Raw genomic sequence first — 12,249 nt, forward strand, 5'->3', positions numbered from 1 at the left:
TTGAGCTCCTTGAAACCTGCTCGCAGCTTGCATGAGATACGCGCTTTCTCGAAAGGTTGGTCCAGATGCGATTCGTGATGGCGTTGGGCCTGGTCGCGTTGGGTGCGGGCTGTGCGCATGCTCCGAAGCCGGCGGACGACCCGGCCGCGCGGGCCCGGCAGCTCTCGGAGGAGGCGGATCAGGCCTACAAGGCGCTGGAGTTCGAGCGGTGCGCCGAGCGGTTCCAGGCCGCCGGTGACGCGAACGCGGAGGGGCCGGACCGCGCGGAGTCCCTCTACCGGGCGGCGGGGTGTGCCTCGCTCGCGGGCCACGCGGACGCGGCCGTGGACGTGCTGAAGCGCGCGGTCCAGGGCGGCTACTACGACGCGGATCACCTCGAATACAACCCGGAGCTGGCGGCGCTGCACGCGCTGCCCGCGTGGAGCGGCATCGTGGCGGAGGCCCGCGCCAACCTGTCGAAGGCCCCCGAGCCGCCGTTCCCGGTGCCGACGCTCAAGGGGGTGGATGCCTTTGGCTCGCGGCGGGTGGACCGGGAGACGGTCCTCCAGGTGCTGGGGTTGGAGGTGGGCAAGCCCATCGTCTACAGCGGCGCGATCTTCCGGCAGAAGGAGCGGCTGCTGCGCAACCAGTACAACCTCGTCTTCGCCCGGACGGCGATGACCCTCTTCTTCGCCGAAGAGCTCAAGGGCAGCGCCTTCGTGGTGGTGGACATGGTGGATGCGGAAGATGCCGCGGTCCGGGCCCAATTCCTCGCCCCACCCAAGGGCCATCCCGCGGATCCGGAGGGATTGATTGCCCGGTGGATTGCGTATGACGAGCGCGTGGAACAGCTCCAGATGCAGGGCAAGCTCGCGGAAGACTCCTCCTGCAAGATCGCGCATTGCGTTGGCGGGTTTGGCCATCCGGACCTGGCGGCCTTCGAGCCCGAGTTCATCGCGAAGGTGCCAAAGCACATGGCCGCGCTGATCACGGTCCTGCGCGAGGACGCGGACGCGGAGAAGCGCGCCGCCGCCGCATTCCTGCTGGCCTATGCCTCCACGCCCCTGGAGACCGTCGAAGCCCTGCGGCCGTTCATCCGCGATCCGGACGATGGGGCGCGCAACAACGTGCTGCGCGTGCTGACGGCCACGCAGGAGGCCGCGAAGCAGCCCATGCTTCCCGTGTCCGTGGTGGCGGACGCGGTGCTCCTGCCCACGTCGATGGACCGCAACAAGGCGACCTACCTGCTCACCTACCTGCTGGACGACCTGCCGCCGGAGGAGCTGAAGGCGCAGCGGGCCGGGCTCATCCAGAAGCTGGGACAGGCGCTGGTGGAGATGTCCGCGCTCCAACTGCCCATCAACAGGGATCCCGCGGTCCTGGTGCTGAAGCAGCTCTCCGGTGAGAAGTACGAAACGGCGGAGGAGTGGCGCGCGTGGCTCGCGCGTCAGCCGAGGTCCGAAGGGTAGGGGACCGCTCAGCCCCCGACGACGACGGAGACAGGCGTGGAGAACTGCCGCACGACGCAGTCCTCCGCGCCGCCGTCCTCCCACGCCAGCATCGCGAACTCGGCCGGTTCATCGAGCGCGATGATGGGGTGGTGCCACACGCCCCGGTGGTAGTTCACGCCCTGGCCGGGGCCGCAGACGAACGCCACGAGCCCGTCCAGGTCGGGCCCGCTCTCAGGCACGGCCGGCGCGACGCAGACGAGGAAGCGCGAGCAGCGCATGGGCAGGAACGCCTGGCTGGACTGGGGATGGTGTTCGAGCAGCTTCACGGTGAAGGGAAGCGGCTGCGGCACGGAGCGGAACACCGCGAGGTTGGGCTTCGCACCCGGCCGGCCATTCTCCAGCCGCGCCGACCAGTCGAAGCGCACCGCGGTGCCCTGGTTCGCCGAAGCGCCGCTCTTGAGCCCGGCGGACACGACGTCGCCAAAGGGAGCGAAGCCCTCCGGCGTGAGGGGCAGCGCGACGATGGAGCGGAGCGGGGCGGGAGCGTCCTTCATGCGGGAACTATAGGGGCGAGTGCCCGGGTCCCACCCCACCCAAGGTAGTCAGGGTTCAAGGAGAACACGCCTCTTTCTTGACATCACGCGTCTAGACCTCTACAGGAGGTGAAATTGAGAATGCCTATCGTTTTCATGTCCGGGCCCCCGTCCCGGCTGAAGAGGGCAGGCGCTCATCCCCCCATTCGAAGAGGCCACTGCCGATGAAGCATCTGTTTGCCTTGCGTTCCCTGCGACTCTCCACCGCGGCGATTGCCCTGTCCCTGTTCGCGGGCTGCGGCGACGAGGAGGAAGAGGGAACGAACGGTCCGCTGTACGCCATCACCACCCAGATGCTCGCGGAGGACCCCTCCGACAGCTACGTCCTGGTGACGCCGGACGCGGAGAAGGCCGCGTCCCTGTCGCTGGATGGCGCCATCAAGATCAAGGGCCGCGCGCTGGGCGTGGGCATCCCCAAGACGGGCTCCGTCTACGTGGTGAGCGACGAGAGCGCCACGGTGACCCGCTACACGCTGAACAGCGCGGGGAAGCTGGAGGCCGCGGGCACCGTGAGCTTCAGCTCCCAGGGCGTGACGTCGCTGGGCGAGTACCAGGCCAACTTCCAGTTCGTCTCGGAGACCAAGGCGTACTTCTTCGACGGGAACGCCGCGAAGATCGTCATCTGGAACCCCAAGGAGATGAGCGTGACGGGCAGCCTCGGGCTGGACGCCCTGGTCATCCCGGACACGGTCATGGCGTTCTCCGGCGCGGTCGTGCGGACCGGTGGGCAGATCATCATGCCCGTGGGCTGGCGGCCGGTGGAGGGAAACGCCGTCACGAAGAAGGCGGGCGTGGTCGCCATCGACACGGCGACGGACGCCGTCTCGCTCGCGACGGACGACCGCTGCGGCTACACGCACGACGCCGTGCTGGGGACCGACGGCAAGGTGTACATCGCGACGGAGGCGTACGGCGCGGCGTCGCGCCGGGTGGTGGGCGAGGAATCGCCGGAGACCTGCCTGCTGCGGTTCGATCCCGCGACGCGTGACTTCGACAAGACCTTCTACCGCTCGCTGGCGGAGCTGGTGGGCGGCGGCACCGCGGGCGCGCTCATCCCGAGCCACACGCCGGGAATGGCGTACGTGCGCGTGCTCGACGAGAGCATCACGCCGGTGTCGGAGGGTTCGCATCCGCGCACGCTCGCGAGCGGCACGGGCTGGCAGTGGTGGGAGCTGAACCTGTCCACGCTGACCGCCACGCGGAAGGCCGACTTCCCGTCCACCTCCGGCAGCGTCTTCCTCTTCGAGTCCGAGAACCAGACGCTCTACACCGAGTTCGGCGCCGGCGCCTCGTCCACCACCTTCCGGGTGCTGGGCGACAACGGCAAGCCCACGGTGACGACGCAGGGGCTGTCCTTCTCCTTCCTCCAGCTGCGCTAGTCGTAAGGACCCAAGACCATGAACGGCAATCTGATGCGTCACGCGGGCGTGTTTGTCATTGCGCTGTTGGGGGCGACGAGCGCCTTCGCCACCAGCACGGGCATCACCGGCAACTCCGGCAAGGACACGGCGACCTGCAACACGTGCCACAAGGGTGGCGGGACCCCACCGTGGAGTTCGAGGGCCCCTCGACGCTGGAGAAGGGCGCCACCGGCCAGTACACCCTCATCATCCGGGGCGGCGCCGCGAAGACGGGCGGCGCGGGCATCGCCGTGGACGACGCGGGAGCGAGCCTCGTGGCCGGCACCGGGCTGAAGAAGCTGGGCACGGAGCTGTCCCACGCCGCGCCCCAGGCCTTCACGGGCACGGAGCTGCGCTTCAACTTCTCGCTCGTCGCGCCCGCCACGGACGTCACGCTCAACCTCTTCGGCGCTGGCAACTCGACGAACGCGGACCAGAAGAGCGACGGCGACCGCGCGGCGTCCACGAAGCTGAGCATCAAGGTGGGCAATGGCTCGCCCGTGGCGGAGCAGCCGGGCGGTGACGAGGATGAAGGCGGAGGCTGCGCCGCCGCGAGCAGCGCTCCGTTCTGGGCGCTCGCGCTGGCAGGGCTGCCGCTGGTGGCAATCCGCCGCCGCCGGAGCTGAAGCACCTCCGGCTGTCTTGATGCACGAGGCCCCTTTCCCGCATGCGTGGGGAAGGGGCCTTGCGCTTGTCAGTCCGCGAAGGAACCGGGCTCCTTGCTGAAGCCCGCCTTCGCATGGTGCGCCAGCCGCTCCGAGCGCGACGCGTGCTCCAGCGCGGCGATGATGGCCTTCTCCGCGTCCGGCCCCCATTCCTTCACCTTGGCGGGGTCCACGCCCTTGTCCTTCACGTACTTCTCCAGCGCCGCGGCGGCGACCTTTCCGCCCGACCCGGCGTTGACCGCCAGGTCGGTCATGACGGCGGTGCCGTACTCGCTGGTGACGACGTCCTTGAGCTTGAGCTTCGCGGTCTTGGCATGCCCCTCCGCGTCCCTGCCCGTCACGGACACCGTCCTGTCGCGGGTGCCGGAGATCTTCCCCTCGTTGGCGAACTTGATTTGAGCCTGCTGCATGGCCGGGTCGGCGCCAGCGGCCATGAAGATGGCGGCCAGCTTCACGTCGGTGCGGATGGCCTCGGCCGCGGCGACGCCCTTGAGCACCGTGCCGTCCGGCCGGGTGAGCACCACGCCCTCCTTGTCCATGTCGATGCCGAACTTGCCGAAGCTCTTCTCGTACTGGGCCGGGTCGGTCTTCTTCAGGTCCCGCATGAACTCGGCGAGCGTCCCGTTGCCATTCTTTCCGAGCGTCCACTGGGTGAAGCCCCACGACACGCGCCCGATGTCCCAGGTGTTCACCTTGCTGAAGGTGCCCTCCAGGCCTGAGATGGACTCGAGGATCTTCCGCCGGTCCTCGCTGATGCCGCTCTTCTCCAGCTGGGACGTGACCTGCGCGGCCGAGTCCCCGGACACGGCGCCGCCATCCACCGCGTTCCACGAGTTCGTGTAGGCCGTCTCACGGCCATCCCGCATGCGCACGGTGGTCCCGTTCACGGTGACGTCCGAACGGGTCTGCTTGACGCCGACCATCGGCGCGTACGCGTCCACCCGCGCGAGCAGGCCGTCCTTCACCGTCTTCTGGTGGGCTTGCGCGTCGGCGAGCTTCGCCTTCGCCGCGTCGAGCGCGGTCTTCTGGGCCTGCCGGAACTTCTCCGCCTCGGCGGGGTCCTTGGGAACCTTCGCCTTCTTCTGCTTCGCCTCCAGCGCGTCGAGCGCGCGTTTGGAGACCTTCACCGCCGCGGTGGCGCCGCGGAGGGCGGGGTTGTCGCCAATGTTCTTCTTCAGCCACTCCTTGACCTTCTCGCCCTCGGCCTTGACTGTCTCCTCCGCGGCCTGGAGCTTCTTCCGCGCGGCCTGCTTCGCGGGCTCCGTGGTGGCCGCGTTGACGGCGGCCTCCGCCTTGTTGCGCGCCTCCACCGCCTTCTTCAACGGGGCGTAGGCCTTCGCCTTGGGCGGCTTCAAGGTCGCGACGTTGCGGGGGATGAGGTCGTTGAGCTCGACGGCGTTGCCGCGCTGGATGGTGCCCTCGTCCTTGGAGGTCACCTGGATGGCGTCGAGGTTCTTCTGGATGTCGCTGACGGACGCGGCGGCGACCTTCGTGGTCGCGGCGGCCTTCGTGGCGGCCTGCACCGGCGCGGAAGCCGTGGCCGGCGGCTGACGTTGGAGCGCCGTGAGCGCGCGCTTCAGGTCCGCGCTCTCCAGCTCCAGGTGGAGCGCGTCCTCCAGCGGGGTGCCGGTCAGCTTCTCGTACTTCTCCGCCACCTGCTTGAGCTGGGAGGGGTCCAGGCCCTCCAGGGCCTCGAAGACGGCGGCCTCGTCGGTGCCCCAGATGTCATCCATCGCCGTCTTGAGCTTCGCCGCGGCGGTGTCCACCGCGCTGGTGGGGGCGGAGCGCTTCGTGGCCCCCGCCGACACGGAGAGCGGGTTGAAGGAGAAGCCCTGATGGGAAGGGGGCCGGCCGCGAATCTGCTCCGCCAGCCGCTTGAGCGTCGCGCCGGAAGCGCCGCCCGCCACGGCCTTGAGGAGGAAGGTGCGCTCCGCGTCCGCGTCGGAGCGGGGCGAGGCCTTGGCGCTGACGCCCGCCTTCGACAGCAGGGCCGACAGGTCCTTCTGTTGCGCGGGGCTGAGCCCGCCCAAGGCGGTGGCGATCGCACCCGCGTCGGTGGGGGACAGGCCGCTCGAAAGGGCCTTCAACAGCGCCTGTCGCGTGGGGCCCTCCGGGAGGGCGGAGAGCTGCTGCTCGGTCTTCCGCTGCGCCGGAGACTTCGCGCCCGCGGAGACGGCGGCGGCCATGGACGAAGTGGCGCTGGGGCGGCGCGAGGGCGCCACGGTCGCGGCGGAGGGCGCCTGCGTGACAGGCGTGTCCACACTCGCGACGCGCGTCGCCTTGGGGCCAGGGGAGCCGGAGATCTTGACCATGGGGTCCCCAGCCTAATGCACTGTCCTTGCGACAGACATCCGGCGGCCGAGCGGTCGTGTCACACGGGGGCGGAGGGAGCGAGCCCCGGGCTCCCGGTCGGGAAAGGGCCGGAAGGACACGGCGCGCGCCGCCTCCTCCCTGCCATCGCGGCCGCCCGTCTCCACCGTGAGTGAGGGAGGAGAAGACAGTCATGGCGCAGGGATATTCCATCAACATCGGTTTGAACTCAGTGGATCCGAAGCACTACGCGGGCTGGGATGGCCAGCTGCAGGCGTGCGAAGCGGACGCCGAGGACATGGTCAGCATCGCGAAGGCGCAGAGCTTCAGCCGCGTCCGCCCCTTCCTCACGAAGGACGCCACGCGCGAGAAGGTGCTCGCGGAGCTGGGCGAGGCGGCATCGGTGCTCCAGGCGGGGGACCTCTTGCTGTTCACCTACTCGGGGCACGGCGGCCAGCTCCCCGACATGAATGGCGAGGAGGACGATGGCCTGGATGAGACGTGGTGTCTGTATGACGGGGAGCTCGTCGACGACGAGATCTACCAGGCGATGGGGAAGCTCAAGGCGGGCGTGCGGGTCTTCATGCTCTCCGACAGCTGCCACAGCGGCACGGTGAGCAGCGTGGCCTACGCGGCGCTGCGCTCCAGCGGCAGCCTGCAACTGCTGGCGGATTCGATGCGGACCACGGAGCCCGCGGAGCGGCGCTTCAAGGAGATGCCCCTGGGCATCGAGCGGCGCACCTACCGCGAGAACAAGCAGATGTACGACGCCATCCTGAAGGGGCTGCCCAAGGACGACCCGAGGCTGACGCTCAAGGCCACCGTGCTGCTCATCTCCGGTTGCCAGGACAACCAGCTCTCCAGCGACGGCGAATACAACGGCCTCTTCACGGCCAAGCTGTTGCGCGTCTGGAACGAGGGGAAGTTCAAGGCCAGCTACCCGACCTTCCACCGCCGCATCCTGAAGACCATGCCGCCCATCCAGTCTCCGGCGTACTCCGTCATCGGAGTCCCCAGCCGCGAGTTCGAACGGCAGATTCCATTCCACGTGAGCTGAAGGCCACGGGGTGTTTCAGCCGCGCGCGAACACGGCCGGCTCCGGGGTGTCGCTCCACAGCAGCTCCAGCGCCTTGCCGGTCAGCCGCGCGCGCAGGACCTCATACCCTTCCACGGAGAACAGCCCCTCCGCCGTCAGGGGCGTGAGCCGGACGGGAGGCCGGCTTCCACGGCGGAGCCACAGTGCGCCGTCCCGCCAGGACACTTCATTCGGCCCGAAGCGCCCGGCCAGGGCCTTGAGGGTCCGTGGCGGGACGGAGACCGGATGCAGCCCGGCGTCGACCGTCGTCTGGGCCCAGGCGTATTCGGAGCGAAGCGCCGGAGTGAGGCCGGGAGCCGCCAGCAGCTTCTTCAAGGCGCGCGACTGCGCGACCTCCAGGGCCTGCTCGGGCGGCGTCTCCACGTCTGGAGCAATGCCCACGCCCTCCCAGTTCGTCTGGCTGACCGCGTGGACCGGGCGCCCATGCGAGACGCTGAGCACGAAGCAGGGGGCGACGGGCACGAGCGAGTTGTTGTTGGCGGCCCCCGCGGTCCTGGCGCCGATCAGCTCCCCCAGCTTGAGCTGCTGGACGTGATAGGCGAACTCTTCCGCCGCTGACCCCACGCGCGGGTTGATCAGCACGTACAGCGGCTTGCCCATCAACCTCCCGGCGGGGAGGTGCTCCAGCGTCCGGGACTGCTCGGGAGGCTTGGAGCCCGCGAGAAAGGTCAACAGCGGCACGTCTCCATCGAGGAAGTGGCTGACCAGGTAGCGCACCGCCGCGTGGGTGCCACCTCCGTTGTCCCGCAGGTCGATGATGATCGCGTCTCCGTCCTTCAGGAACCGCAGGGCGTCGTCATAGGCCGTGCCGGTCTCGTCCTGGACCCAGTGGAACCCGGCGACCTTCAGATAGCGCACGTTGCCTGGCAGCACGCGCAGCCCCGTGAGGCCATGGTGTTCGCGCAGGGCCCGCTGGCGCCAGTACGCGTCGGTGTCCGTCTCCCGCGCCCTGGGCGCCTTCGATGCGGCGTACCGCGCGGCATCGTTCACCAGGTACAGGTGCCGGTCCTTGCTGGCATCCGACAGGTCGGCGGTGACGCGCTCGGCGAACTCCGCTGGCGAGTCCACGTTGTAGCGTCCCGTCTTCCGCTCCCGCTCCAGCCGCTCGACCAGCGCCGCGCGCTTCTCCGGGAAGACGTAGGTCCGCTGGAGCTCCGCCTGGATGGAAGCCAGTGCTGCGTCGCGCTCCGCGGCGGTGAGCCGCGCTGGGGCGGTGACGGCGCCACTGGCGGGAGGCTGCGCGAGGGCGGGCAGGGGGCTTGTCACGAGCCACAGGGTGGTCACTGCGACGAACAGACGGTCAGCGCTTGGAATCATGGGTCGCTCCAGGTGCGTCTGGCTCTTCGAGGTGCAGCAGGTCACCCACGCGCGCACGCAAGCCGCGGTGGTCGAGCGCGCGCTCCAATCCATTCAGCTCGGCGAGCAGCTGGGGCGCCCCTTCATCAAGGAGCGCGGTGGCCGCGGTCTGGATGGCGGCCCACAGCGGCGCGAGCTTCGCCGCGGTCTTGCGGCCGTGCGCGGTGAGCTTCAAGCGCTGGCGCCGGCCGTCCACGGGGTCGGCCTCGCCGGTGATGAGCCGCTCGCGCTCCAGGGCCGTGCGCACCTGGCTCACGGCCGCGTGCGTGACACCGAGTCGCTCCGCCAGCTCTCCCACCGTTAGCGGACCGTGGTCACGGAGGGACGTGAAGACCGCGTACCAGCGCGGTTCGAAGCGCACGCCAGCGGCCTGGTAGATGGCGTGGACGTCGCGGTCCATCCGCTCCACCACCCGCCGAAGCCGCGAGCCGAGCGCCCCCGTTCCTTGCTTCGCGACATCATCCATGAAGTCCGTTATTGCTTACGGATATTGCCGCCGTCAAGCCGGGCCGCGAGACGTAGGCGCAGTGGCGGGTGGCGAGGATCATCGCCCGTCATGGCGGGCCGTCAGCACCAGTCACGGGGCGGCGTATGATTGCTCTCATGAGAGGCCTGACCGTCCTGCTGTGTTCGTGCTGGTTGCTCGGCGCGATTCCTGCTCACGCGGAAGCACCGGCGCCCGCTGAAGTCGAACGCAAGCTTCGAGCGTTGCTCGCGCGCTGCCTCGCGGGCACCGAGGAGTGCGCGGAGTTCGACTTCCGGGTCCGGGCTGAAACGGAGGAGATGCAGGAGGTGGCGATGAGCGTGAAGAGGCTCATCGACGAGCTCGGCGAGCACGGCGGCGCGGAGGTGCTTCCACTGCTCTGGCAGCTGGATGCACGAGGCTCCTTCGATGCGCTGCAAGCCCGCGAGGTCATCCAGACGCGGGCGATGCTCCGGACCCTCGCCACGCGGCCCTGCGCTCCTCCTTCCAGCGAAGAGATCGCCGCGGAACGGGCCGGCCTGAGCGACTTCACGGTCCTCCGGGCCCAGGGAGGAAAGCTCGTCGCCGTGCGGCCCACGCCGCAAGAACTCGAGGACCTCGCCTACTTCCTCGTCGCGGTCCGTGAGGCGGGCCCGCCGGTGGGGGAGACGCAGGAGCCTGGCGGTGATTGGCGCAAGCCGGCGCCGGCCAATGACTCGCTCGACGCGGCCCATGCGGAGCTGACGTCCGCCCGCCTCCGAGGCGACGTCCAGGGCATGGACGCCGCGGCACGGCGCTACCTGGTGCTCCTGGGCTATCCCGGTCCCCTGAAGGCATCCGAGGAGAACAGCTACGGCTGGCACAGCTCCCGCTATGCGTCGGTGATGCGGGAGTGGGCCGCGGTGCAGGAGGACCTTGGCGCGTTCAGTGAGGCCGCGGCCCTCTATCGCCGCACCAGCCCGGTCGATGGCGCCTGCGCGACAGGCGCGGACATCACGCTGAACGAACAGATTCGCGGGGTCATCCGGACCACCGAACAGCACGCGGGCTGCCGCGGCATCGTCACGGAACGGCTCCTGGACATCGAAGACCGGTACTGGGGAGACATTACCGCGCCGCCACCCTATGGGCCGACGCGGCTGCGCGAAGCAGGCTTCGACCTGTCGCGGCTCTACCGGGGCGCCCTGGTGACACGTCACCGGGACATTCCGCCGGAGGAGCTGAAGCAGGTGCTCTCCGCCGCTCCGGAGCCCTTGCGCACGGACGCCCTCCGGCGCCTCCAGGAGCGCGGACCGGAGGCGTGGGAGAAGCGTGTGCTGGCATTGGAGGGACTGGCGGATGTCGGCCAGCGTGACGCGCTGGAGCCGCTGTCCGCCCTGGCCTTCGATTCCCTGGGAGAGACGCAGCACCGTGCGGTCGCCGTGCTCGGGGTCCTCGCGGAGCGGCCTGACGCGGACCCTTGCTCGAAGAACCATGTCCCGGGCGGCAGATCCGGCGGAATGCGCGGCATCCGCACGCTGGGGGATCAGTGCGCCACCGTGCTGAACCCCCAGGAGCAGGACGCCCTCGCGACTCGCCTCCTGCCGCTCCTCAAATCAAAGGATGGGCGGACCCGCGTGGTGACGGTGAAAGCGCTGGGGCAGCTCGGCTCGCCCCTGGCGGCTCCCGCGTTGCGGAAGCTGTCCAAGGATCCGTACACGCAAGGTGGCTATTTCTCCAAGGACCACACCCGGACGTATCCGCGCTATCCCGTCCGGGAGGCAGTGACCGAGGCCCTCGCGCGCCTGCGGTGAGGCGTCCACCGTCAGCGCGGATTCACGGCGAGGACGAACGGGCGGAGGCGGTGGCCATCCGGGTCCTCGACGACGAAGGTGAAGCCGAAGTCCATGTCGGTGGGCTCCTGAAGCACCTTGAGGCCCAGCTTCGTCCAGGCCGCGTAGGTCTGGAGCACGGCCTCGCGGCTCGCCTCGGTGAACGCGAGCTCGAGCCCGCCTGGAGCCTTGGGCGTGGGCGCCATCTCGCTCGCGAGCCAGAGGCCGACCTTGAGCCCCGTGGGCAGGACGTAGAGGACGAATGTCTCGGAGTTCTCGACCGGCTCACGGCCGAGGAGCTGGGTGTAGAGCGTCGCGCTCTCGCGCGGGGAACGGACGGGCAGCAGCAGGTAGTTGAGCGTTCGCATCAGGAGCTCCCTTCGTGGATGGAGCACTCATGCGCCCGGGGACTGTCAGTTTCTGGCAGGAGTCAGCGGGGGCTGCTTCGCGCGCCACTCCTTGACCAGGTCGGCGCGGCGGCGCGGATAGCGCAGCCCGGTCGCCTCCACGGCGAGGATGCGGTCGACCCGGAAGGCGCGGTAGTCCTGCCGCAGCTCGCACCAGGCGGCGACGACCATCACCCGTTCGAAGAATCCGAGGAGCAGCGGCCAGACGGTGCGCTGCGTGTGCGCACCGCCGGTGTCCTGGTAGGCGATGGACAGCGTGTGTTCCTTCCGGATGGCTGTCCGGATGACGGACACATCGACCCGGACGGGCTCGGCGGAGGTGATGGTGGGAACCGTCAGCGCCGCCGCGTCCACGCTCTCACGCAGCTCCGCCGGCAGCACGGCGCGGATCTTCGCCACAGCGTTGTCGGCGGCCGCCGCGAGGCGCGAATCGCCTCGCACCGCCACCCAGCGCGAACCGAGCACCAGGGCTTCGAGCTCTTCCACCGAGAAGTTCAGCGGCGGCAGCGTGAAGCCGGGCCGCAGGACATAGCCCACGCCGGCTTCGCCCCGGATATCCGCCCCCTGTTCCTGAAGGGTCGCGATATCGCGGTAGAGCGTACGGATGGAGATGCCGAGCTCCCGCGCCAGGGCCGTACCGGACACCGGGGCGCGGTGCCTGCGCAGCGCCTGCATGAGCTCAAGAAGCCGGGCCGTGCGAGCCATGACAGGTCCACCC

At 69.4% G+C, this 12,249-nt stretch carries 10 protein-coding genes and 1 pseudogene; 5 read left to right on the forward strand and 6 right to left on the reverse strand.

Annotation, left to right across the window (positions count from 1 at the left end):
- The first annotated feature begins 65 nt into the window (after nt 1-65).
- Nucleotides 66-1,448 carry a HEAT repeat domain-containing protein gene (locus ACX114_RS14090; RefSeq protein WP_459298407.1) on the forward strand — a complete coding sequence of 461 codons (1,383 nt, stop codon included), beginning with the start codon at nt 66-68 and terminating at the stop codon, nt 1,446-1,448.
- 8 nt (nt 1,449-1,456) lie between these two features.
- Here ACX114_RS14090 and ACX114_RS14095 read toward each other — a convergent pair whose 3' ends face one another.
- Nucleotides 1,457-1,984, reverse strand: coding sequence for an ureidoglycolate lyase (locus ACX114_RS14095; RefSeq protein ID WP_459298408.1), 528 nt, complete (start codon nt 1,982-1,984; stop codon nt 1,457-1,459).
- A 203-nt stretch (nt 1,985-2,187) separates the two neighbouring features.
- On the opposite strand from ACX114_RS14095, the gene ACX114_RS14100 reads away from it, so the two are divergent.
- Complete coding sequence (locus tag ACX114_RS14100) at nt 2,188-3,402, forward strand: MxcI protein (RefSeq protein WP_459298410.1); 1,215 nt, start codon at nt 2,188-2,190, stop codon at nt 3,400-3,402.
- 18 nt (nt 3,403-3,420) lie between these two features.
- Nucleotides 3,421-4,049 (forward strand): annotated as a pseudogene (locus ACX114_RS14105) (MXAN_6652 family MXYO-CTERM-anchored protein).
- A 68-nt stretch (nt 4,050-4,117) separates the two neighbouring features.
- Here the strand turns inward: ACX114_RS14105 and ACX114_RS14110 are convergent.
- Nucleotides 4,118-6,400 carry a hypothetical protein gene (locus ACX114_RS14110; protein WP_459298412.1) on the reverse strand — a complete coding sequence of 761 codons (2,283 nt, stop codon included), beginning with the start codon at nt 6,398-6,400 and terminating at the stop codon, nt 4,118-4,120.
- 191 nt (nt 6,401-6,591) lie between these two features.
- Here ACX114_RS14110 and ACX114_RS14115 point away from each other — a divergent pair, with 191 nt between their 5' ends.
- Nucleotides 6,592-7,455, forward strand: coding sequence for a caspase family protein (locus ACX114_RS14115; protein WP_459298414.1), 864 nt, complete (start codon nt 6,592-6,594; stop codon nt 7,453-7,455).
- A 15-nt stretch (nt 7,456-7,470) separates the two neighbouring features.
- Here the strand turns inward: ACX114_RS14115 and ACX114_RS14120 are convergent, their stop codons facing one another.
- Complete coding sequence (locus ACX114_RS14120) at nt 7,471-8,811, reverse strand: S41 family peptidase (protein ID WP_459298416.1); 1,341 nt, start codon at nt 8,809-8,811, stop codon at nt 7,471-7,473.
- Complete coding sequence (locus tag ACX114_RS14125) at nt 8,795-9,316, reverse strand: MarR family winged helix-turn-helix transcriptional regulator (protein WP_459298418.1); 522 nt, start codon at nt 9,314-9,316, stop codon at nt 8,795-8,797. The genes ACX114_RS14120 and ACX114_RS14125 overlap by 17 nt, the downstream gene beginning before the upstream one ends.
- 137 nt (nt 9,317-9,453) lie before the next feature.
- On the opposite strand from ACX114_RS14125, the gene ACX114_RS14130 reads away from it, so the two are divergent.
- Nucleotides 9,454-11,106, forward strand: a complete 1,653-nt coding sequence (locus tag ACX114_RS14130) for a HEAT repeat domain-containing protein (RefSeq protein ID WP_459298420.1) — start codon at nt 9,454-9,456, stop codon at nt 11,104-11,106.
- Nucleotides 11,107-11,117: 11 nt separating this feature from the next.
- On the opposite strand, the gene ACX114_RS14135 is transcribed toward ACX114_RS14130, so the two are convergent.
- Complete coding sequence (locus ACX114_RS14135; RefSeq protein WP_459298422.1) at nt 11,118-11,492, reverse strand: VOC family protein; 375 nt, start codon at nt 11,490-11,492, stop codon at nt 11,118-11,120.
- Between the two features lie 45 nt (nt 11,493-11,537).
- A complete protein-coding gene (locus ACX114_RS14140) occupies nt 11,538-12,236 on the reverse strand; it encodes a helix-turn-helix transcriptional regulator (RefSeq protein WP_459298423.1) in 699 nt (232 codons plus the stop codon).
- Nucleotides 12,237-12,249: the final 13 nt, after the last annotated feature.

It is taken from the genome of Corallococcus sp. M7 (assembly GCF_054512695.1).